Annotated in this window: 17 protein-coding genes and 2 pseudogenes; 7 read left to right on the top strand and 12 right to left on the bottom strand. The window is 70.9% G+C overall.

Annotation, left to right across the window (positions count from 1 at the left end; all coding sequences use genetic code 11):
* Positions 1-8: 8 nt before the first annotated feature.
* From ACFW9O_RS12505 to ACFW9O_RS12490, 4 genes are all read right to left on the bottom strand, one after another.
* Entirely contained in the window at positions 9-701 is a 693-nt protein-coding gene (locus ACFW9O_RS12505; protein ID WP_384608151.1) for a YqjF family protein, read from the bottom strand.
* A 134-nt stretch (positions 702-835) separates the two neighbouring features.
* A complete protein-coding gene (locus tag ACFW9O_RS12500; RefSeq protein WP_384608148.1) occupies positions 836-1,849 on the bottom strand; it encodes an NAD(P)/FAD-dependent oxidoreductase in 1,014 nt (337 codons plus the stop codon).
* Entirely contained in the window at positions 1,846-2,373 is a 528-nt protein-coding gene (locus ACFW9O_RS12495; protein WP_384608146.1) for an isoprenylcysteine carboxyl methyltransferase family protein, read from the bottom strand. Before ACFW9O_RS12495 ends, ACFW9O_RS12500 begins: the two co-directional genes overlap by 4 nt.
* 13 nt (positions 2,374-2,386) lie before the next feature.
* Entirely contained in the window at positions 2,387-3,445 is a 1,059-nt protein-coding gene (locus ACFW9O_RS12490) for a type III polyketide synthase (RefSeq protein WP_384608143.1), read from the bottom strand.
* Between the two features lie 119 nt (positions 3,446-3,564).
* Between ACFW9O_RS12490 and ACFW9O_RS12485 the strand changes: the two genes are divergently transcribed.
* The gene (locus tag ACFW9O_RS12485) at positions 3,565-4,434 is read left to right on the top strand and encodes a UbiA family prenyltransferase (protein WP_384608140.1); all 870 of its coding nucleotides are present in this window, start codon (positions 3,565-3,567) and stop codon (positions 4,432-4,434) included.
* 70 nt (positions 4,435-4,504) lie between these two features.
* Here the strand turns inward: ACFW9O_RS12485 and ACFW9O_RS12480 are convergent, their stop codons facing one another.
* The 4 genes from ACFW9O_RS12480 to ACFW9O_RS12465 form a co-directional block, all read right to left on the bottom strand.
* A complete protein-coding gene (locus ACFW9O_RS12480) occupies positions 4,505-5,404 on the bottom strand; it encodes a carbohydrate ABC transporter permease (RefSeq protein WP_384608137.1) in 900 nt (299 codons plus the stop codon).
* A complete protein-coding gene (locus ACFW9O_RS12475) occupies positions 5,401-6,363 on the bottom strand; it encodes a sugar ABC transporter permease (RefSeq protein ID WP_351177291.1) in 963 nt (320 codons plus the stop codon). Before ACFW9O_RS12475 ends, ACFW9O_RS12480 begins: the two co-directional genes overlap by 4 nt.
* Positions 6,360-7,700: an extracellular solute-binding protein gene (locus tag ACFW9O_RS12470; RefSeq protein ID WP_384608133.1), complete on the bottom strand. Its 1,341-nt coding sequence runs from the start codon at positions 7,698-7,700 to the stop codon at positions 6,360-6,362. Before ACFW9O_RS12470 ends, ACFW9O_RS12475 begins: the two co-directional genes overlap by 4 nt.
* Positions 7,701-8,321: 621 nt before the next feature.
* A complete protein-coding gene (locus ACFW9O_RS12465) occupies positions 8,322-8,642 on the bottom strand; it encodes a DUF6191 domain-containing protein (protein WP_384608130.1) in 321 nt (106 codons plus the stop codon).
* Between the two features lie 255 nt (positions 8,643-8,897).
* Between ACFW9O_RS12465 and ACFW9O_RS12460 the strand changes: the two genes are divergently transcribed.
* Together ACFW9O_RS12460 and ACFW9O_RS12455 are read left to right on the top strand one after the other, a co-directional pair.
* On the top strand, positions 8,898-9,821 hold the full coding sequence (locus tag ACFW9O_RS12460; protein WP_351177306.1) for a diiron oxygenase: 924 nt from the start codon (positions 8,898-8,900) through the stop codon (positions 9,819-9,821).
* Positions 9,822-9,848: 27 nt separating this feature from the next.
* Positions 9,849-11,492 (top strand): FAD-dependent oxidoreductase, encoded by a 1,644-nt coding sequence (locus tag ACFW9O_RS12455; RefSeq protein ID WP_384608127.1) that lies wholly within the window; start codon positions 9,849-9,851, stop codon positions 11,490-11,492.
* A 45-nt stretch (positions 11,493-11,537) separates the two neighbouring features.
* Here the strand turns inward: ACFW9O_RS12455 and ACFW9O_RS12450 are convergent, their stop codons facing one another.
* Together ACFW9O_RS12450 and ACFW9O_RS12445 are read right to left on the bottom strand one after the other, a co-directional pair.
* Positions 11,538-12,185: an NADPH-dependent F420 reductase gene (locus ACFW9O_RS12450; RefSeq protein ID WP_384608124.1), complete on the bottom strand. Its 648-nt coding sequence runs from the start codon at positions 12,183-12,185 to the stop codon at positions 11,538-11,540.
* Between the two features lie 47 nt (positions 12,186-12,232).
* Positions 12,233-12,976, bottom strand: a complete 744-nt coding sequence (locus ACFW9O_RS12445) for an SDR family oxidoreductase (RefSeq protein ID WP_384608121.1) — start codon at positions 12,974-12,976, stop codon at positions 12,233-12,235.
* Positions 12,977-13,070: 94 nt separating this feature from the next.
* Here ACFW9O_RS12445 and ACFW9O_RS12440 point away from each other — a divergent pair, with 94 nt between their 5' ends.
* A complete protein-coding gene (locus ACFW9O_RS12440; RefSeq protein WP_384608118.1) occupies positions 13,071-13,679 on the top strand; it encodes a TetR/AcrR family transcriptional regulator in 609 nt (202 codons plus the stop codon).
* 415 nt (positions 13,680-14,094) lie between these two features.
* Here ACFW9O_RS12440 and ACFW9O_RS12435 read toward each other — a convergent pair whose 3' ends face one another.
* Positions 14,095-15,300, bottom strand: a complete 1,206-nt coding sequence (locus ACFW9O_RS12435; RefSeq protein ID WP_384608116.1) for an ROK family protein — start codon at positions 15,298-15,300, stop codon at positions 14,095-14,097.
* A 524-nt stretch (positions 15,301-15,824) separates the two neighbouring features.
* Between ACFW9O_RS12435 and ACFW9O_RS12430 the strand changes: the two genes are divergently transcribed.
* Positions 15,825-16,790 carry a TauD/TfdA dioxygenase family protein gene (locus ACFW9O_RS12430; RefSeq protein WP_384608112.1) on the top strand — a complete coding sequence of 322 codons (966 nt, stop codon included), beginning with the start codon at positions 15,825-15,827 and terminating at the stop codon, positions 16,788-16,790.
* Positions 16,791-17,054: 264 nt separating this feature from the next.
* On the opposite strand, the gene uvrA is transcribed toward ACFW9O_RS12430, so the two are convergent.
* Positions 17,055-19,553, bottom strand: a complete 2,499-nt coding sequence (uvrA, locus tag ACFW9O_RS12425; protein WP_384608109.1) for an excinuclease ABC subunit UvrA — start codon at positions 19,551-19,553, stop codon at positions 17,055-17,057.
* Between uvrA and ACFW9O_RS12420 the strand changes: the two are divergent.
* Both ACFW9O_RS12420 and ACFW9O_RS12415 read left to right on the top strand, forming a co-directional pair.
* A pseudogene (locus ACFW9O_RS12420) lies at positions 19,474-21,657 on the top strand (hypothetical protein); the annotation flags it as partial. The gene uvrA and the pseudogene ACFW9O_RS12420 overlap by 80 nt on opposite strands.
* Positions 21,658-21,711: 54 nt before the next feature.
* Positions 21,712-22,320, top strand: a pseudogene (locus ACFW9O_RS12415) (DUF6250 domain-containing protein); the annotation flags it as partial.
* Positions 22,321-22,458 lie beyond the last annotated feature (138 nt).

Here is a 22,458-nt window from a genome sequence, read left to right as displayed (position 1 = left end):
GAGCGGATTCACGGGGTGGGGATGCCGCCGGGCCGGGACGGACGGCCGAAGCGTACGGGGACGCCGGGCGAGTACAGCACGCTCGCCGGCTCCCCCGCCGGTGCGGCCAGACCCGCCGCCTTCACCAGGTTCTCGTCGCACTCGATGAGCCGGGCGTGGTGCAGGGGCCAGCGGGGATGGGTGTTCCGGAGATATGTCTGCCGTCCGAAGAAGGTGTAGTGCATGCCCCAGCGCGCGGTGAGGAAGTGCTCCAGTTCGCTGGGCTCCCCCACCTGGTCCCCGACGCGCAGGACTATCCGGCTGTGCGCTCCACGCGGTCCGGGCAGGCGCCTGCTGGTGTAGGTGAGGGTGTCCGCGTCGCGCCGGATCGCCATCCGCGACCACCTGTACGGAAGGCGGAACGCCGTCCGTGCGACGGCCACCGGGATCAGCCGGGAGGCGTCGAGCGAGCGGAACACCACGCCCCGCCGCCCTTGGGAGTCCAGGGAGTAGAGGCGGACATTGGTCTCCGGGAACGTCCCGAGGTAGGGCACGCCGGGGAGACGGAACCAGCCGACGCGGTGCATCCGGAAGGCGACGAGTCCGATGTAGGTGACACCGTCCAGGGTGTCGGGAACCGTGCCGACCGGCAGGAGCGGCGCCACGTCCAAGGGGTCAGCCGGCCAGTGCACGAAGGCCAGATCCAGCCAGGACTGTGTCATCAGCGGGTTGATGCCCGGGTGGGGCGAGTCTGCGGTGATGGCTTGCGGGGCTCGGGACGAGGGCGTCACAGGGCCAGCATCGCAGAGCGGGGCCGCGGTTCGTGACGTCGCGGCTGGAATGAACCGGGTTACGCCTACTGGAGTGCGTGCACCGCAGCCGAGAAGACCCGGGGCATGCGGTGGGCGGCAGGGACGATCAGCCGGGCGATACGAGGGTGCCGCGCGGCGCCCAACAGGCCCTGGGTGAGCATGCGATGACGACGTGTCAGTTTGGCCCACTGTGCGGGGTAGGCCTCCGGCCGGTTCGCGGTGAGGCACGCGACCGCCGCCGTCGCGGTCGCCATGGCCAGGGCGATGCCTTCACCCGTAAGTGCGTCGACGTAGCCCGCCGCGTCACCGACCAGCAGGACCCGTCCGGCCCTCGGACTGCGCGCGTCCTGGCGCAGGGGTCCCGCGCCGCGGACGGGACCCGCCTCAAGGCCCCGGAGCGCACCGGACAGTGCGGGGAACTCGGCCAGGTGTTGTTCGTAGGACCGGCGGTCGGGGCTGAGCACGGCCACACCGACCAGCCCGTCCCCGAGGGGTGTCACGTAGGCCTCGCCGCGGCGCGACCAGTGGACCTCGACGAAGTCCGTCCACGGGGCGACCCGGTAGTGCCGGCGCAGGCCGTAGCGGCGCGGGGCGGATCCCGGGCGGTCGAGGCCGAGTTCGCGGCGCAGTGGGGAGTGCAGCCCGTCGGCGGCGATCAGCCAGCGCGCCGTGAGCCCCGCCGTGCTGACGCTGCCGTCGTCCTGCCGGATCGTCCCTGCTTTCCCGGGGACGATGCGTACGCCGAGTTCCACGGCCCGCCGGTGCAGGGCGGCGTGCAGTTCGGTGCGCCGTACGCCGAGCCCCGTGTCGCCGCGGAAGGTCGCCTCCGCGTTCCGGTGGCCCTCGACGTACCGGATTCCGCGCAGGTCGTGGCCCGCCACGCAGACGCCCAGCGCACGCAGGGCCGCCACGCCGCTGGGCATGATTCCCTCGCCGCAGGCCTTGTCCACGGGGGCGGCGCGGGGTTCGACCACGACGACTTCCCGGCCGGCTCCGGCGGCCCGGATCGCCGCCGCCAGACCGGCCGGGCCGCCCCCGGCCACCAGGACGTCGATCACGGGCGCGCGGCCGACGGCCGTACGGAGGCCAGTGCCCGGTCCTCGCACCGGACGCGCACGGCCATGAGCACGGCATTGAGTGCGGTGAAGACCGCGGCGGTCGTCCAGGCGCCGTGGACCAGCGGCAGCGCCAGCCCTTCGGCGGCGACCGCCACGTAGTTGGGGTGGCGCAGCCACCGGTAGGGGCCGCCTGTCACCAGGGGCAGGTCCGGGACCACGATGACCCGGGTGTTCCACCGGTGTCCGAGGGTGCGGATGCACCACCAGCGCAGCCCCTGCGCCGCGGCCACCACCGCCACCATGGTCCAGCCGAACCACGGCAGGAACGGGCGCCCGGCCAGCCAGGTTTCGGTCAGGCATCCCGCCAGCAGAGCGGTGTGCAGGGCCACCATCGCCGGGTAGTGTCCGCGCCCGGCTTCGGTGCCGCCGCGGGCCAGACTCCAGCGCGTGTTGCGCAGGGCCACGACGAGCTCGGCGAGGCGTTCGCCCGCGACGGCCAGCACCAGGGCCGTGTACCAGATCATGCGTTCCTCCCGACTACCAACGCAGCAGCACCAGTTCGGAGCAGAATCCGGGGCCCATGGCCATCAGCAGACCGGGGGTTCCTGGCTCGGGCCGCCGCTGCCGCATCGTGTCCCTCAGGACGTGCAGTACGGAGGAGGACGACAGGTTGCCCACTTCGGCCAGCGAACGCCAGGTCACGTCGAGTGCGCCCTCGGGCAGTTCGAGCACGTCGGAGACGGCTTCCAGGACCTTGGGGCCGCCGGGGTGGCACACCCAGTGGGCGATGTCCTTCGGCTTCAGCCCGTGTTCCTCCAGGAACCCGCGGACGTCGTCGGCGAGGTACCGGCGTACGACGTCGGGAACCGCCGGATCGAGCACCACCTTGAAGCCGGAGCTCCGGACGTCCCAGCCCATGACGCGTTCGGTGTCGGGGTAGAGCCGGCTGCGGGTGTCGATCACCTCGGGTCCGTCCGCCGGGGCGGGGTGTTCGCCGCCGACTGCGACGACGGCCGCCGCACCGTCGCCGAACAGCGCGGTGGCGACGAGGTTGGCGGGCGTCTGGTCGGCCCGCTGGAAGGTGAGGGAGCAGAGCTCGACCGACAGCAGCACGGCCACCTGGCCGGGCCTGCCGAGCAGGTAGTCGTGCAGCCGGGCCACCCCTGCGGCTCCGGCGACGCAGCCCAGGCCGAAGACCGGGAGCCGCTTCACGTCGGGCCGCAGACCGAGGCGCCCGACGAGCCGGGCGTCGACGGAGGGAGCCGCCACTCCCGTGACGGAGGTGAACATCAGCAGATCCACGTCGGCGGGCCTCAGCCCCGCCGCCCGCAGAGCCCCGCGCACCGCCTGGCCTCCCAGGTCGACCGCGGCGCCGATGAACACGTCGTTGGCCGCCCCGAAACCGTCCAGTTCGCCGTAGCGCTCCAGGGGCAGGACCGTGTTCCGGGTGCGGACCCGGGCGTTCTCGTGGATCCGGTCCAGGACGCGGCGGTCGGCCCCCGCGGGCAGGCTGGTGCGCGCCACCATGTCGGTGACCGCCCGCTGGGTGTGGCGGTGCGGTGGCAGGACCCCGTGAACGGCTGCGATCCGGGTCATCCTGGCCCCTGCTTCGGAGAGGTCATGACCGTCATCCTGCCTACATATCAGGGTGAAACCGTGCACATCAGACACACGGCTGGCGTGTTCGTGCGATCCGGAGTCCTTACGATCCCCTCGTGGACACCACCGACCGGCCACAGATGCACGAGTCCGTGACGCGACCACCCCACCCCCTGGTGGGGCTGGCGCTCTCCTGCCACCCGGGACCGGTGGTGGCGGTGACCGCCCTCGTCGTCGCACTGTCCGTCAGCTCCGGACTCGGGGGCACCCGCTGCGTCCTGGTCGGCGGGGCCGTACTGACGGGCCAGCTCTCGGTCGGCTGGTGCAACGACGCCTTCGACGCCCGGCGCGACGCGGCCGCCGGGCGCCGCGGCAAACCGGTGGCAGAAGGCGTGGTGTCACGGAGCAGCGTGTGGCAGGCGGCGTTCACCGCGTTGCTGCTGTGCGCCGTGCTGTCGGCGGCGTGCGGTCCTGTCGCCGGTGCGGTGCACCTCACCGGGGTCGTGGCGGCGTGGACGTACAACCTGAAGCTCAAGACGACGGCGCTGTCCTGGCTTCCGTACGTGATCGGCTTCGGCGGCCTGCCCGTCCTGGTCGCCCTGAACATGCCCGGTCACCCCTGGCCCGCGTGGTGGGCCGTGACCGCCGGGGCCCTGCTGGGTGTCGGGGCCCATCTGGGCGATGTGCTTCCGGACATCGACGGGGATCTGGCGGCCGGCAGTCGGGGCCTGCCCCAGCGTCTGGGCGCCGCCCGCACCCGGATGCTGCTCCCCGTACCGCTGGTGGCGGCGTCGGCGGTGCTCGTGCTGGGGCCTGCGGGACCTCCCGGCTGGTGGGGAGCGCTCACCCTGGCGGCGGTGGTGCCGACGGCGTTCGCCGGGTTCGTGCCCCGGCGGACCTGGCGCAAGGCGGCCCTCGCGGGGGCGGTGGCCGCGGCGTCGGTGGACGTGGCGCTGCTGCTGATGCGGGGCACGTCCATCGCCTGACCGTCCGTCGCACCCGCGGGGCGTACGGCCGAGCGCGGGGCCGCCCGGCCGTTCCGCCTCGCGCGGCCGCCTACTGGCCGGCCAGGCCGGTGTGCGCGATACCGCGCACGATCTGCCTCTGGAAGAGCGCGAAGACGATCAGGAGCGGCAGCCCGGCGATCACGAGCGCCGCCATGATCTGCGCGTACCGCACCCCGAACGACGACTGGACGTTGACGAGGCCGACGGGCAGGGTCATGCCGTTCGGGTCGGTGGTGACGAGGAACGGCCAGAGGAAGTTGTTCCAGGTGGAGATGAAGGTGAAGATCGCCACGGCGGCCAGCACCGGCCGGGACAGCGGGATCACGATCGTCCAGAACACCCGCCAGCGTCCGGCGCCGTCGACGAAGGCCGCCTCCTCCAGCTCCCTCGGTACGCCTTCGAAGAACTTCACCAGGATGAACACCATGGCGGGCACCGCGACCTGGGGCAGGATCACGCCCCAGTAGGTGTCGACGAGGCCGAGCTGCACCATCTCCTGGAACAGCGGCGCGATGAGTACCTGCGGCGGCACCATGATGCCGGCGAGCACCAGCCCGTAGAGCAGTCTGCGTCCGCGGAATTCGGTACGGGTGAAGCCGTACGCGGCCATCGCACAGGTCAGGACGGTCAGCACGGTCGTCATGAGCGAGATGTACGCCGAGTTCATGAGCCAGCGCATCAGTTCGCCGGATTCCCAGACCTTGGAGTACGCGTCGAAGGTGACGCGCGAACCGATCCACTCCAGCGGGGTCCCGGTCGTCTCCGCCTCCGGTTTCAGGGAGGTGGCGACGGCCCAGGCGAGCGGGACCAGCCAGGCCACCGCGAGCACCATGGCCACGACGAGGAGGACGAGCCTGCCGGGGGTCCAGCGCCGGCGCCGGCCCTCGGATCCGCCCGGCTGCGCGCTCCGGAGTACGCGGCGGGTTCTGACGGTGACGGAACCGCTCACTTTGCGGCCTCCTCAGCTCGGCGCCGGGACAGCAACGGCTGCACCAGGGAGACGGTCAGGATCAGGGCGAAGAAGATGTAGGAGACGGCCGAGGCGTAGCCGATGCGGTAACCGGTGAAGCCCTGTTGGTAGACGTACTGCAGGATCGGCCGGGTGGAGTCGTCGGGGCCGCCGCCGGTCATGAGGTAGATCTGATCGAAGATCTTCAGCGAGGCGAGCACCTGGAGGACGACGAGAAGCCCCGTGGTACGGCGGAGCATCGGCATGGTGATGTGCCACAGCTGGTGCCTGCCGCCCGCTCCGTCCAGCTCCGCGGCCTCGTACAGATGGGCCGGGATGGCCTGCAGAGCGGCGAGGTACAGCAGGAAGTTGAAGCCGACGGTCCACCACAGGGTGGTGGCCACGACGGAGAGCATCGCGTAGCGCTCTTCGCTCAGCCATCCGATGCCCGGCTCGAGGCCGACGGAGGCGAGCATCTGGTCGGCGAGGCCGAAGCCGGAGGGAAAGATCATCTGCGCGAAGAGCAGGCAGACGACGCCGGACGGCAGGAGGAACGGGGCGAACCAGCTCAGGCGCCACAGCCACTGCACCACGCGCAGCTGATGGGCGAGCAGCGCGAGACCCAGCCCCACCAGGACGAGCGGGACGGTGGACAGGACGGTGAACCAGACGGTGTTCCAGAGCGAGGACCACACCTCGGGGTCGCCCAGGGCCTCCGCGTAGTTGTCGAGACCGACGAACTGCCCTCCGGAGCCGGTGATGTTGTCACTGGTCAGGCTCATGCCAACACCTGATATCAGCGGCCAGACCAGGAACATGCCGTACACAAGCAGGAACGGGGCGATGAACACCAGACCGTGCTCGGTCCATCTCCTGTGCACGGAACGGGCCGTGGGGCGGCGGACGGCGTCCGCCGGCTTCGTCACGGGTGGCGGTGCCGCCGCGGTGGTGGAGGTCATGACGCGGCTCCCGGAAGGGGGTTGCGGGTGTCGAGGAGGGTTCTCAGTCGGGCCTTGCACTCGGTCAGCGCACCGCGCGGGGTACGGGATCCGGTGAGCACACCGGACAGCACGGCGCCGAGTTCGATCCACATGCGGGAGGCGGAGCCCGCGAACCAGGCGGGCTCGTCCAGCGCCACGTCGTCGATCACGTCCCGGTACTCGGACTGGGGTTTCAGCTTCAGGTAGGCCGGATCGCCGAGCACCGGCAGATAGGCGGGCACATGACCGCCCTCGGCCCAGGCGACGGAGTTCTTCAGCATCCAGGCGACGAGGGCGTGCGCCGCCTCGTTGGTCGCGCCGCCGCGGTCGTTCTGGTGCGGCAGGACGAACGAGTGGCAGTCGGCCTGCGCGGCGGCACTGCCGAAGAGCGCGGGCACGCGGGTCATGGAGAAGGGGATCCCGGCCGTCCGGAAGGTGGTGATCTCCCATTCGCCGTTGAGGTGGAAGGCGGTCTTGCCACCGTTGAAGATGCCCACGGAGGCGCCGTAGTCGCACCGGCGCACCATCAGCCCCTCCTCGGAGAGAGTTGCCATGTACTCCAGCACACGAAGGGCCTTGGCATCGTCCAGCGCGAGGCGCTTGCCGTCCTCCGACAGGACCTTGCCACCGGTCTGCGCGTAGAACGTGGAGAAGAGGCGCCAGGGGGTGATGCAGTCGGGGCCGAGCGTCTCCGTCACCAGGCCCGGCTGCCCGGTCACCTTCTTCGCGGCTCGCAGCGCTTCGGCGAACTCCTCGGCGCCGCCGATCGGCTTGAGCCGGCCGCCCGACATGAGCCCGGCCTTCTCGCACACCTCGGTCTGGTAGTAGAGGACGAAGGGGTGGGTGTCGAACGGAACGGCGTACTGCTTGCCGCCCACCCGGCCGCGGCTCCAGATCTCCGGCGGGAAGTCCTTTTCCCCCACGCCGTGTTCGGCCAGCAGATCGAGGTCGAAGGGGTCGACGAGCCTGCCGGGGGCGAAGCCCGCGAGCCGCGCGAGGTGCAGCACGGCCAGTTCGGGCGCCCTGCCTCCCGCGCCGGCCATGCCGAGCTTGGTGTAGTACGGCGCACCCCACTGCAGGGTCGCGGCCTCCAGGGCCATGTCCGGGTGTTCGGTGCGGAAGTCCTCCAGCATCCCGGCCATGTTGACGCCGTCTCCGCCGCCGAAGAGATGCCAGAACCGCAGCCGGGTCTGCCCCGGCCCGGCTGCGGTGGCGGGCGCGGCGCAGCCGGACAGGGAGCCCAGGGCTCCGGCGGCCGCGAGGGCACCGATTCCGCCTGCGAGGGCGCGGCGCCGACTGGGGTGGTGTGGGTGCATGGCGGCTCGTCTCTGAGGGGTACGGGTCGTTCGCCACGGGCCGCGTGTTCGATATACCGAATCCTGCCCGTCACTTCGGACGGGACCGTAGGCGCGGGGCAACCCGGCGTCAATGACTCTCGCTGAAATTGCGAACGATGTTCGACACCCCGGACGGCCTGTCCTGTTGCCGGACCTGAGGCTCCGCACACCGGTCTCCCGGGGTGCTCGGCGGCCTTTCGCGGGAAGCTCCGGCATGAAGCCGCGACAGGACGAACCAGCCGCCCCTCCGCCGCGTCCATCGCTACAGGACGAGCGCGTCGACACGCCGGCCGGAAGGCGCAACCGGGTTGTAGCGGGCAGTAGTTGACTGCGCTCGCCGCCTCGGCCGTGACGGCCTCCATGGTGGCACTGGGGGCGTTGGCGGCCATCCTGGCCCGACCGTTCGACATCAGGCAAGGCGACGGGGGGCACCTGAACACGCGCGGCGCACTGCTCCGGCGACGACCCCCTCCACGCATCCCGGCGCAGCCCCTTCCCACGGGCTCCCCGTCGTACGCGCGCGGGAAGGCCACTCGGACCAGCCCTGGAACAGCACGCCCGTACGAAGTCAGAGCAGCGACCCCCTGACGCAGACCGCCCCTATCGGCCCGTCTCCGGCATCCGGATCACCGCGGTGCCGCCGTCGAGGTCCACCGTTGTCCGGTTCGGCGGCGCCCCGTCCTCCTCGTCGTCCCGCATCAGCAGCGCCGACCGCCGCTCCTTCAGTTCGCTCTGCTTTCCCGGGGAGAAGCTCGCGTGCAGCTGTTCGAACCCGGTTGCCGATATCTGGCCCTGGCGGGCCCCGTTGCGCCATGGCAGCACCCCTGCCCGCCCGGCGCGCAACAGCAGTTGATCGACGAAGGCCACCACGGTCAGTGCGACGACCAGCCCGGGCAACGTCATGAGGACGGCGAATTCCATGCCCTTATTATCCGCCTCGGCGGCCGTCGGAGCCGGACCCGCGGTGCCACCGTTCCATGGAGAGCTCGTGCCTATTTCCTACTCAGGGGTAGGCCCGCCCGCCCCTCTTGTTATACCTTCCGTCCAACAGCTTGCTAGACGTGACGTCTAATAAGCGCGTACGGCGCTCGCAGCCACCGGACCCGTCGAACGGGCAAGGGACGGGACACGGTCGGGGCGGCGTCGAGTCGATCTCTCGATTCTAGGAGCGGCAGCATGGCAAGCAGCACCGTTCGGCCGGATGACAGGAACCACCGGGACCCGGCCGCCGAGCAGGAAGTCGCCCGGCGGCTGCTCGACTCGGCCGCGAAGCTCTCGTACGACCCGGCCATCGAGGTGGACTGGGAGACACCCCTCAACACGGACGACCACGGGGCGAGCCCGGAGTGGAGCACGCTCTACGGCACCGCGTACTGGCAGGAGTTGTCCGATGCGCAGCGCAAGGCACTGACTCGTCAGGAAGCGGCATCCGTCGCCAGCACCGGCATCTGGTTCGAAATGATCCTGCAGCAGATGGTGCTGCGCGACATGTACGCCAAGGACCCGACCGACCCTCGGTTCCAGTGGGCGCTCACCGAGGTCGCCGACGAGTGCCGGCACTCCATCATGTTCGCCCGGGGTGCCGCGAAACTGGGCGCTCCGGCCTACCGCCCCCACCGCATGGTGATCGAGCTCGGCCGGGCCTTCAAGACGCTCGCCTTCGGTGAGGCCGCGTACGCCGCGATCCTCGTCGCCGAAGAGGTGCTCGACGTGATGCAGCGCGACTGGATGCGGGACGAGCGGGTGGCACCGTTCGTCCGGACGATCAACAACATTCATGTGGTGGAGGAGTCACGGCACATGAAGTTCGCCCGTGACGAGACCCGCAAGCGGCTGCGCGGCGCGGGCCCGCTGCGGCGGCAGCTCAACTCGCTCGTGGTCGCCATCGCCTCCTACTACATCGTCACCAGCATGGTGAACCGGAAGGTCTACGCGAACGCGGGCCTGGACACCGAGCGGGCCCTGGCCGAGGCCAGGACCAACGAGCACCACAAGTCCCTCATGCGTTCCAGCTGTTCGGGACTGATGGAGTTCCTGGCCTCGGCCCGCCTCCTCACGAAACCGGCCCTGTTCTTCTACAAGCGCGCCGACCTGATCTGACCCGAGCCGACGACCTGAGCTGACGAGATGACCTACGCCATCACCCAGACCTGCTGCAGCGATGCCACGTGCGTCGCCGTGTGCCCCGTCAACTGCATCCACCCGACCCCCGAGGAAAGGGAGTTCGGCAGCACGGAGATGCTCCACGTCGACCCGGAGACCTGTATCGACTGCGGCGCCTGCGCCGACGCCTGCCCGGTCGACGCGATCTTCCCGGTGGACAGCCTCTTCGGGGCGCAGAAGGAGTACGCGGCGATCAACGCGGCCTACTACGCGGACAGGCCGGCCTCCCCGGCACCGGCGGGGCCGAACTTCCACGCCTGGGGCGAGCCCTCGTTCAGGCGCGGCGTGCCCTCCGATTTCGCGCCGATCCGGGTGGCGGTCGTCGGCACCGGCCCGGCGGGCATGTACGCCGCCGAGGACCTCCTGCTGCACACCAACGCCGAGGTGACGCTGATCGACCGGCTGCCGGTGGCGGGCGGCCTCGTCCGGTACGGCGTCGCGCCCGACCACCCCGCGACCAAGGGGGTCGGCGAGACCTTCGCGCGCTTCCACTCCCATCCCCGCGTGCGCATGCAGCTGGGCCTCCAGGTCGGCAAGGACGTCAGCGCCGGTGAACTCGCGGCACACCATGACGCGGTGATCTACGCGGTCGGCGCCTCCACGGGCCGCCGGCTCGGCATCCCGGGTGAGGACCTGCCGGGCAGCATCCCGGCCACCTCGTTCGTGTCCTGGTACAACGCCCACCCGGAGGTCGAGCCGGAGGCCGTGCGCCTGTCCACGGAGCGTGTGGTCGTCGTCGGCAACGGAAACGTGGCTCTCGACGTCGCGCGTATCCTCGTGGCGGATCCCGCCGCGCTGGCGCGTACCGACATCGCCGACCACGCGCTCGCCGTCCTGCGCGAATCGAAGGTGCGCGAGGTAGTCGTACTCGGACGCCGTGGTCCCGAGGATGTGGCCTGTACGGCCTCCGAGTTGCTCGCCCTCAAGCATCTGCCGGGCGTGGACCTGGTCGTCGACGACCACGATCCGAGGACCGGTGCGCGGATCGACGCTGCGGAGCCCGGCGAGAAGGCCGCACTGCTGCGCGACGTGGCCCGCGAGAGGACCGACTGGTCACGCCCCCCTGCGGCAGGCAGGCGCATCGTCTTCCGCTTCCACTCCGCCCCCGTGGAAGTGCTCGGCGAGGACGGCGTCGCGGCCGTGCGCGTGACGGCCGCGACGGGCGAGCAGGACATACCGGCCGGGCTGCTCCTGCGGGCGGTCGGCTACCGCGGCCTTCCGGTGCCGGGCCTGCCCTTCGACGACGCGACCGGCACCGTGCCGCACGAGGACGGCCGTGTGACGGGCATGCCGGGGTCGTACGTGGTCGGCTGGATCAAGCGCGGCCCCTCAGGGGGCATCGGAGCCAACCGCACCTGCGCGGCCGAGACCGTCGGCGCTCTCCTGGCCGACGCGGTCGCGGGCCGGCTCCCGTCGCCCGCGCAGCCGCCCAAGGCCTTCCGCCGCCTCGCCCAGCAGCGCTCCCGCCATGTCGTCGACGCCCGGGGGCTGGCCGCCATCGACCGTGCCGAGCTGGCACGCGGTCGCGCCCTCGGCCGCCCGCGGGTCAAGTTCGCCACCGTGCCGGCGCTGATCGCAGCGGCGAAGGGCGGACGTGGGCGGAGCTGACGCTGCCAGGAGAACGCCGGCAACCGTCTTCGGGCGAGGCTCGGCTCAGACGGTTCGTCGTGCCTTGGCAAGGTTGGCGATGAGCTCGTCCCGGGTCTGGTGCTCGTGGGCGAGCCACGCGGGTTGGCCGGGACCGCTGCGCCATGACTCGCTGAGGGGGCTGATGTCGACGGTGTCGAACCCGAACCGGTCGTACAGGCGCGTCACGAGCTCCACGGCTTCGGGGTGATCACTGGAGGCCGACAGCGCAAGCCGGCCGGGAGTGCCTGCCGTTCTGCCCGCTGTGGTGATGCGGGGGGCTTGGATGTGGGTGAAGGCCTTGACGACCTTGGATTGCGGCAGGTGCTCCTGGCGGAGCTCGTGCACGGTCTTCTCTCCCGAGTCCACGGCCGGGATGTGGCCGTCGCGCCAGGTCATGTAGTTGTTCGTGTCCAGCACGATCTTGCCAGCCAGTTGGTGTACGGGCATGTCGTTGATCACCTTGAGGGGGACCGCCACGACAGCGAACTCTCCGGCGACGGCGGCGCCGGCGGCAGTTGCGGCGTGCGCCGACGGACCGAGTTCGTCGATGAGGTCCTTCAAGGTCTCGGGGCCTCGTGAATTGGCGATGACGACGTCGTAGCCGTTCGCGATCGCCGCACGCGCGATCTGGCTGCCGACTTCGCCCGCACCGATGATGCCGATCACTGTCATGGTCTCTCGTCCCTGTGTGTGGTGGGGAGGCGTAGTCGTCGTCGCGATCAGATCTGGTTCATTCCACCGTCGACGTACAAGTTCGAACCGGTGATGAAGCTGCTCTGCTCGGAGGCGAGGAAGACCACGGCCGCGGCGATCTCCTCCGGGCGCCCGAGCCGGCCCAGCGGAACATGCGCCGCCAGGTGCTGCCGCAGGCCGGCCTGCTCGGGACCGGGAACGAGTCCCGACAGGCCAGGAGTGTCAGTCGGGCCGGGAGAAACGGCGTTGACCCGGACGCCTCGGCCCTTGAGTTCGTTGGCCCAGGTCCGGGCGAAGGACCGGATGGCGGCTTTGGAGGCCGCGTACACGCCGAACGCCTCCGCACCGACGTCCGCGTTGGTGGAACCGTTCAGGATCACCGAGGCGCCGTCGTTGAGCAGAGGCAGTGCCTTCTGGACGGTGAACAGCGTCCCCCGGACGTTGATCCCGAAATGGGTGTCGAAGTGCTCCTCGGTGATCTGATCCAGCGGCACGAACGCGGCGACGGAGGCGTTCGCGAACAGGACGTCCAGACCCTGTCCACGGTCCCGGACCGCCTCGTAGAGCCGGTCCAGATCGGCCAGGTCCGCGATGTCGCCGACCACGGCGGTCGCCGAGCCGATCGTTTCGACGGCCGCGTCGAGTTCCGTCCTGCGCCGGCCGGTGATGAACACATGCGCTCCCTCGGCCGCCAGCCTCATGGCACTGGCCAGGCCGATGCCTGTGCTGCCCCCGGTGACGAGAGCCGTCTTTCCTTCCAGCAGTCCCACAGCAATACCCTCCCCAGCATTCTGCATCGATCGATGCAGAACTCGAACGTACCACTTCCGTATCGATCGATACGGAAGTGGTAGTGTGCGGAGCGTGGGCATCAGACAGAACCGCTCCGCCGGCCGGCCACGGGGGTTCGACGCCGACGAGGCTCTTGAGCACGCCATGCTGGTCTTCTGGGAGCACGGCTACGAAGGCGCCAGCCTGGCCACCCTCACGGACGCGATGGGCATCTCCACCACCAGCATGTACGCGGCCTTCGGCAACAAGGAGAACTTGTTCCGCAAGGCGTTGGAGCGCTACACAGAAGGCCCCAGCGCGTACTTGGACCGCGCCCTGGAAGAACCGACCGCCCTGGCGACCGCCACCGCGATCCTGACCGGCACCATCCGGACCACCACAGGACCGGCCCGCCCCCACGGATGCATGGGCGTCCAGAGCGCCCTGGTCACCAGTGACTCCGGACAGGCGGTCCGGGACCTCCTCTCCGCCTGGCGGAACAACGGATGCTCCCGCCTGCAGCAGCGGTTCCGACAAGCCGTCGACGACAGCGACCTGCCGCCGCAGGCAGATCCAGCACTCCTGGCCCGCTACGTCACCACCCTGGCCTTCGGCATCGCTGTGCAAGCCGCGAGCGGAGTCGACCGCGCAGAACTCCAGTCGATGGCAGACGCCGCACTGCAGAACTGGCCACTCTCCTGAGGTCCGTCCGGCACCGGAAACCGAACAGGCCCACAGCCAACGCCTGACGGGTGCCGGACACCCCGGCCCGTACGTCGCCACACCGCAATTCTCACAGCCACTCGGAATCGGGGCCCGGCATTCATTCCGCTGCGGGTGGAATGGGGAACGCGCGGCTCTCAGCTCCGCGGTGCGGAACAGGGTGCGGGGTTCGACGCGGTGGCCACGGCAGGGAGCGTCGTTTCACCGGTGCGGCGCCGTAGACCCGCAGCCGACGGCGTGGCCGGGACCGCGTGGGGGATCGTCCGGCCCGTTCCGGACGGCACAGACCGCGCCGGCCTGTCGACGGGTTCACGGGGCGATCCGGCAGCGGATGCCGGGTGGTCAACCGTGTCGGTCCGGATCCTGGTATGGAACGGCCTCCCGTCCCTTACGACTATCTGTCGACGGTCGCCAAAGGGCTCTTGAACAGCGGGTTCAGCAAGACGGTGCCCGCGGCGACGGGAAGGACCGCCGTCCCGGCATGCGGACTGACGATCCGTTCTGGATCCCGGCAGACGTGGGACAGATCGATCGCCGCGCCCCGTATCTCCTCGAGGTAGTCGGGATTGACCAGGCTGGAGTGCTCGGTGACCACGACCAGATCGGGGTTGAGGATGTCGAGCAGCAGGGCCGTCGCACGACCGACCGACCGGGCCCGTTCGCGCAGCAGCCGGTCCGCGCGCCGGTCCCCCGCCGCGGCCGCGTCCACGACGAGGTGCGCATCGGGTTCGGGCACGATCCCGCGCCGCACGGCGGTCCGCCCGACGGCCGTGTTGGACGCCGTCGCCTCCAGGCAGCCGGACCGCCCGCAGGGGCAGACGGCCGTGGAATCCGGTACCGGCAGGTGCGCCACGTCCCCCGCGCCGGAACCCGGCCCCTGGTGGACGACCCCGGCGATGCCGAGGGCGGCGTCGACCACATTGCCGACGAAGAGGTGGACCAGGCTGCGGCGCGCCGCGGGCCGGCCGAAGAGGATCTCGGACTGCGCGATGGCCCGGGCATGGTTGTCGATCCGAACGTCTATTCCGCCCAGCCCACGGGCCAGTTCGGCAGCGAGCGGGCGCTGGTGCCAGCCCAGCGCGTCGTGCCGGACGGCCGTCCCCGGCCCGGGATCCACCCAGCCGCCCAGGGCCGCGCCGACTCCCAGCAGACGACGGCCCCGGTTGGCGTCGGCGAGGAAGGTGCGCAGCGCGCCGAGGATGCGGTGCGGCAGATCCCCGGGGGCGATGCCGTCGTGCGGGAAGGCGCTGCGGGCCAGTAGCCGGCCGCGCAGATCCAGCAGGCCGAACGTCGATCCGGGCACGCCGATATGGACACCACCGGCCACCGGCCCTTCGGTCTCCCCGGTATGCAGGTCGACCGGAATCTGCGGTCGGCCCACACCGATGCTCTCGACGAGTTCGGGAAGTTCCCTCACGAGGCCGAGGCGGACCAGATCGGTGCACTGACGTGAGACGGCGGCGGGGCTGAGACCGGAGAGTTCGGCAATCGTCCTGCGGGCGACGGGTCCGTGATCGAGCACGGTGCGCAGGACCGTGGCGGCGTTGGCCTCGCGCCGGCCGTCACCGGTCGTCCGGGCGATGCGAGGGGCGGCTGTCATGGGGACTTCCTCCGGTCCTGCGACCGGGGGCGGTCGCGACGTTACGGCGGCGTGAAATCGTGCCGGGGCCTTCGCCCCCCACCCCGCCAGGGTGCGCGGCACATCCGGAGCGGCAGGAACAACTGCTGCTCAGAGGCTGTTTGACGAGGCGTCGCCGGACAGGGCTCCGGCCTCACGCAGGCGCCGATTCAACCACTGCCGCGCACCGTGCGGGGCGTGGATGTGTGCTTGACGTACGCCGCGGGCCACTGGAAGTCTCCGAGGCATGTTCGCGACGGCCGTTCCCGCCGCGCGGTCCGCCCACGCCGGCCGCGCCACAGTGCCCCAGGTGTGTCCGGGTCGCTGTAGCGCCGTCTGACCTGCCGGCTCCGGCCCCGCACCTCCGGCGATCCCGCCCCGCTCCCCCGCCCTCCGCGGCACCCGTCCCGCATCGCGTCCGTCGCAGGGCACCTCGCTCGGCCCAATTACTTCCGCTCCAAGATTAATCAATCGAATGATCTTGGTCTCCGAAAGGAATACCCACCATGTCCTCGACAACCACTGCCCCCGCCTCCACCGTCACCGTCCAGCAGATCGGCGGCCGTCTCGGTGCCGTCATCTCCGGGGTTCGCCTCGGCGGCGACCTCGATCCCGCGACCGTCGCGGCGGTCCGGGCCGCTCTGCTGGCCAACAAGGTCGTCTTCTTCCGCGGCCAGGACCACCTGGACGAGGACAGCCACGAGGCGTTCGGCCAACTGCTCGGCACCCCGGTCGCCCACCCCACCGTTCCCTCCGCCGACGGCCGCTACTCGCTCGGCATCGACTCCGACCGCGGCGGCCGGGCGAACCAGTGGCACACCGATGTCACGTTCGTGCCCGCCTACCCGGCGTTCTCGATCCTGCGCGCCGTCGTCATCCCTCCGTACGGCGGCAACACCCTGTGGTCCAACACCGCTGCCGCCTATGCCGAGTTGCCGGAGCCCCTTCGCGTACTCGCGGACAGTCTGCGCGCGGTCCACTCCAACGACTACGACTACGCGGCCCTGCGCCCCAACGCCCTGCCCGAGGCGCTCGCGCAGTACCGCGAGGTGTTCACGTCCACCAAGTTCCTCACCGAGCACCCCGTGGTGCGCGTCCACCCCGAGACCGGCGAGCGCGTCCTGCTCCTCGGCAACTTCGTCCAGCGCATCAGCGGGCTGACCGGCCGGGACTCCCGCGCCCTGCTCGACCTGTTCCAGTCGCACATCGAGCGCCCGGAGAACACCGTGCGCTGGCAGTGGCAGACCGGTGACGTCGCCATCTGGGACAACCGGGCCACGCAGCACTACGGCGTGGACGACTCCGACACCCACGAGCGCAAGCTCCGCCGCGTCACCATCGACGGTGACGTCCCGGTCGGTGTCGACGGCCGCTCGTCCGCCCTCATCAGCCCCGAGGAGGTGCCCGACCCCGCCTTCGGCATCGCCTCCGGCGCCTCTGAGTCCTCGGTGGCGCAGAAGGCCGGCGCGTGAGCGTGTCCGCCCCGCACCGGCGACGTGCCCACCCCGGCGTGAGGCGCCGGGGTGGGACCGCAGGTGATCGTGGTCCTCACCGACCAGCGGCGTGACGTACTTCCACCGGGAGGTGCGTACGGCGCGGACCACGCCGCGCGGAGCCGAAGTGCCGTGGGAGGGGGTGTCGTTCGGCCACTGTGCGGCGGACGGTGACGGCGCCACCCGGTCCTCGGACGGCGCGGTCCGGACACGTCCACCCTGGCGACAGGACCTCGCGTCGGCTCAGCCGTCGAACCTGCGTGCCAGATAGTCCGCCGTCCGGCTCCCGGCCGTCCGGGCCACGTCGGCGGGCCGGCCGGAGGCGACCACCCGGCCTCCCGCGTCGCCGCCTCCGGGCCCCAGGTCCACGATCCAGTCGGCTCCGGCGACCACCCCCATCTCGTGCTCGACCACGAACACCGAGTGGCCCGCGTCGACGAGCCCGTGCAGCTGCCGCATGAGCAGTTCGACATCGGCCGGATGCAGCCCTGTTGTCGGCTCGTCGAGTACGTACACGGTGTGTCCGGTACGGCTCCGCTGGAGCTCCGAGGCGAGCTTGATGCGCTGCGCCTCGCCGCCCGACAGCTCGGTGGCCGGCTGCCCGAGCCGCAGATAGCCGAGGCCCACCTCGCGCAGGGTGCGCAGGCTCCGCGCCGCTTGCGGGACGTCGGCGAAGAACTCCGCGGCCGCGTCCACGGTCATGCCCAGCACCTCCGCCACGTCGCGTCCCCGGTAACGGACCTGCAGGGTCTCCTCGTTGTAGCGGGCGCCACGGCATTGCGGGCAGGGCGCGTAGGTGCCGGGCAGGAAGAGCAGCTCCACGACCACCATTCCCTCGCCCTGGCAGGTCTCGCACCGGCCGCCTGTGACGTTGAACGAGAAGCGGCCCGCGTTGTAGCCGCGCTGCCTCGCGTCGTCGGTGGCCGCGAAGAGCTTGCGCACGGAGTCGAACAGACCGGTGTAGGTCGCCAGGTTGGACCGCGGCGTACGGCCGATGGGTTTCTGGTCCACCTGCACCAGGCGGTCCACCGCCTCCATCCCCTCGGCCACGAAGTCCGGGCCGGCCCCGGTCTCGCTCTCCCCCGCGTCGCGTTCGTCGCCCGATTCTCCTGCCTTGTCCGGTGGGACCTCCGTGCCCAGGTGCTCGGCGAGGGCCCCGGCGAGTACCTGCGTGATCAGGGTCGACTTTCCCGACCCCGAGACGCCGGTGACGGCCGCGAACACCCCCAGGGGCAGGTCCACATCGAGGTCGCGCAGGTTGTGCCGGTCGATGCCCCGCAGATGGAGCCAGACCGAAGGCTCCCGCGGGGTACGCCCTGCCGCGGGGTCGGGTCCCGAGGCGAACAGGAACCGGCGGGTCGCGGACTCGGCGACGGTTGCCAGACCGTCCACCGGACCGCTGTGCAGGACCCGGCCGCCGAGCTCGCCGGCGTGCGGCCCGACATCGACGAGCCAGTCCGCCCTGCGGGCCACGTCCATGTCGTGTTCGACGACGTACACCGAGTTGCCTGCCTCCTTCAGCCGCACCAGCACCGTCAGCAGCGCCTCGGTGTCCGCCGGGTGCAGCCCCGCCGACGGCTCGTCCAGGACGTACACCACGCCGAACAGGCCCGACCTCAACTGAGTGGCCAGGCGCAGTCGTTGCAGCTCCCCGGGCGAGAGCGACGGCGTCGTGCGGTCCAGGCTCAGATAGCCCAGGCCCAGTTCGGTGATCACCGCGATGCGGTCGACGAGGTCCGTGCAGAGCGTCTCGGCGACCTGCCGCCGGGGACCGTCGGGGGATGCGCCGCCCTCGCCCCGGGCGACGGGCCGCAGTACTTCGGCCAGGGCGCCGAGCGGCATCGCGTTGAGCCGGGCGATCGTCCACCCCGCGAAGGTGACGGCCAAGGACTCCGGGCGGAGCCTGCTGCCGGCGCAGGACGGACAGGCCGAGCTCTCCAGATACCGTTCGGCACGGGCGCGCAGCGTCCGGCTCCTGGAGTCGGCGAAGGTGTGCATCACATAGCGCCGGGCGCTCTGGAAGGTGCCCTGGTACGAACGCTGGATCCGGCCCGCCTCCCGCACCGGGTCCACGGTCACGACCGGCTGCTCGTCCGTGAACAGGATCCACTCCCGCTCCCGGTGCGGCAGCTCCCTCCAGGGCAGGTCGATGTCGTATCCGAGGGTCCGCGTGACGTCCCGCAGGTTCTTGCCGTGCCAGGCGCCGGGCCACGCGGCGACGGCACCCTCGGCAATGCTCAGCGACGGGTCCGGGACCAGGAGTTCCTCGGTGGTGCGGTGCACTCTGCCCAGGCCGTGGCACTCCGGGCACGCGCCGGCTGCCGTGTTCGGGGAGAAGGCGTCGGAGTCCACCGGCTCGGCTCCGGGGGGATAGGTGCCCGCGCGGGAGAAGAGCATCCGCAGCGTGTTCGACAACGTCGTCACGGTGCCGACGGAGGAACGGGACGTCGCCGAACCCCGTCGCTGTTCCAGGGCGACGGCCGGTGGCAGCCCCATGATGTCGTCGACCGCGGGCACTCCCACCTGATGGATCAGCCGGCGGGCGTACGGGGCGACCGACTCGAAGTAGCGTCGCTGCGCCTCCGCGTAGATCGTGCCGAACGCCAGCGACGACTTGCCCGACCCCGAGACCCCGGTGAAGACGGCCAGGACGTCCCGCGGGATGTCCACGTCGACGTTCCGCAGGTTGTGCTCGCGGGCGCCGCGCACCCGTACGTACGGGTCATCGGCCGGGCTGGTCATATCTCTCCGGACGGCATCGGGGACGGACGGGCACGCCGCCGCCCGACGCGTCTCCTTCCTCAGTGTGCGCCCGCCGTTGCCCATCCGCAGTCCGCGTCCCCGCGCCTTTGTTAGCGCGCCGTTGCGGTCGTGTGGCACGTCACCGGAAAAGATCGACACGGCGCCCGGGGGCCCGCATCGTGTGAAGCGCTTACTACCTTCCGCAACTGCCCTTCCGTACCTTGCGCCCCTGCCCAGAGGAGTACCGATCGTCATGCATGCCATCCGTTCCGGATACCGAAGAATCGCCGCGGTGAGCGCCGCAGTGGTCCTCGCCGGACTCCTGTCGGTCCCGGCCGCGGCGGCATCCGGCCACAGCGGCTCGCCGCAGCCCCGCCGTATCGTGGAGAACCTCGACCGGGGGCTCGTGGCCGTCCCGTCCGGGAGGGGGACCTTCCTCAGCTGGCGCCTGCTGGGCACCGAGTACGGATCCGACATCTCGTTCAACGTCTACAGGGACGGCAAGCGCCTCAACCGCAGGCCCGTCACCGAGTCGACCACGTACCAGGACGACAGCGCGGGCGGCGGTACGTACACCGTGCGCGCGATCGTGGGCGGCCGGGAGCAGCAGGCCGGCGCCCCCGCCCTCTCCTTCGCCGCGGGCTACGCCGAGATCCCGCTGGCCGATGCCGACGGCTACACGGTGCAGCACGCCTGGCCGGGCGACCTCGACGGCGACGGCCGCTACGAGCTGGTCGTCAGCCGCCTCTCCGGCACCCGGGACAGACCCGATCTGCTGGAGGCGTACTCCCTCCTGGGCCGTCGGCTGTGGCGCGTCGACCAGGGCCCCGGCTCGTTCGTCCAGGTCGCGGGCAACGGTGCCAACGACCCCGCGCCCGCCGCGATCAGCGGGTCGACCGCCATCGGCGGCTACCGCAACGACGACAACGTCACCGTCCATGACCTCGACAGCGACGGCAGGGCCGAGGTCCTCGTCCACACCGCGGACGGCACCACGTTCGCCGACGGTGCGAAGGTCGAGGCCGGCTCACCCTCCGAGCAGTTCATCTCGGTCATCGACGGCGGGAGCGGAACGGAACGCGCCCGGCAGCCCGTTCCGGAGGACTTCGTCGCGGACGGCCCCTCCGGAGGCCATTTCGGGGTCGCGTACCTGGACGGGGTACACCCCAGCCTGGTGACGAAGCTGGTCACCCGGGTCGGTGCCAAGCGCGGCTCCTTCCGCACCCTCTTCCAGACCTGGGACTTCGACGGCCGCGACCTGAGCAGGCGGTGGAAGTACGTGACCACCCCGCAGAGCGGCGCGACGAGCTTCCACCAGATCCGGGTCGTCGACGTCGACCAGGACGGCAAGGACGAGATCGCCGACGGCAACTACGTGGTCAACAGCGACGGAACGCTGCGCTATGTCGTCGACGGCGCGGGCCACGGAGACCGTTTCCACATCGCGGACCTCGACCCCGACCGCCCCGGACTCGAAGGGTTCGCGATCCAGCAGTCCGAGCTCGGCGTGGTCTCCGCGTTCCCCTGGTACTACTACGACGCCGATACCGGCGAGCGCCTGACCACCGGCGCGCATCCCGAGAACCCGGCCGGTGAGGCGGACCTCGATGTGGGCCGCGGTACCGCCGCCGATATCGACCCCCGCCACCGCGGCCTCGAGTACTGGACGTCCACCGCCGACGTGACCGCGCCCGGCGCGGGCGTGCGCAACGTCCGGGACGGCAAGGTCTCCACGACCACCCCCAGCGTCAATTTCCGCATCTGGTGGGACGGGGACAAGGGGGCGGAGCTCCTGGACAGCACCCACGTCGAGAAGTGGGACCCGAGGTCCGGGACGTCGGAGCGGATCTTCGATCCGTCCGGTGTCGTTGCCGGGGCCCGCAACGCGACGCCCTTCTACGGAGACATCCTGGGCGACTGGCGTGAGGAGATCCTCACCGAGACCGAGGACCACCGCGCACTTCGTCTCCACACCACCACCGAACCCACCCGCACCCGGCTCTACACGCTCGCCCACAACCCCGCGTACCGGCTCGGCTGGACCGTGCGCGGCTACCTCCAGTCGACCTTCACCGACTACTACCTCGGCTTCGACTCCAGGAACCCGCGCAAGCCCGCCATCCGTACGGACACCGGCACCGGCCGCGCATGGACCCGTATCGCCGGTGACTCCTTCCGCTCCGGAACGGGGCAGTGGCGCTCCGAGCTCCAGGACGGCGGCTCAGTGACGGCCGAGGACGGAGTCCTGGACATCGACGTGCCCAGCGGCGCCACCGTCTGGTTCGGGCAGCGGCTGAAGGGCCGGTACGAGCTCGAGTACACCGCGACACCGGTCTCACGGGGCGGTCCGAACGACCGGGTGTCGGACCTCAACAACTTCTGGAACGCCACGGACACCCGCTCCCCGCACGACCTCTTCGCCACCGTGAGGGAGGGCCGGCTCGACGAGTACAACTACCTGAGGACGTACTACGTCGGCTACGGGGCGAACGGCAACACCACCACACGGCTGCGGCGTTACGTGGGGGATCCGGACAACCGGCCGCTGCTGTACGACTACACGCAGCCGCTGCTGACGGCCAACGAGCCCAACCGGGTCAGGATCGTCTCCGACGGTTCGACGGTGCGGTGGTGGAACAACGGGCGGCTGGTCTTCGACCACCACGACCCGGAGGCGTACACGAGCGGGCACTTCGCCTTCCGTACGGTCACCAGTCACTTCCGGATCAGCGACTTCGCCGTATGGCGTCCGCCGACCCGGATCTGATCGGTGGAATCCGCAGCCGTCGCCCCGTCGCCGGGGACCACCGACGGCCGCGGCGTGGGGGGGCGGCCGGGCGGGGGGGCCCCGCCGGCGGCCCCGGGGGGGTCCGGGCCCGGGCGGGGGGGCGGCCCGGCGGGCGCG

This window comes from Streptomyces sp. NPDC059499 (assembly GCF_042749285.1).
Classification (GTDB): Bacteria; Actinomycetota; Actinomycetes; order Streptomycetales; family Streptomycetaceae; genus Streptomyces.
This window is presented reverse-complemented; position numbering and strand designations above follow the sequence as displayed.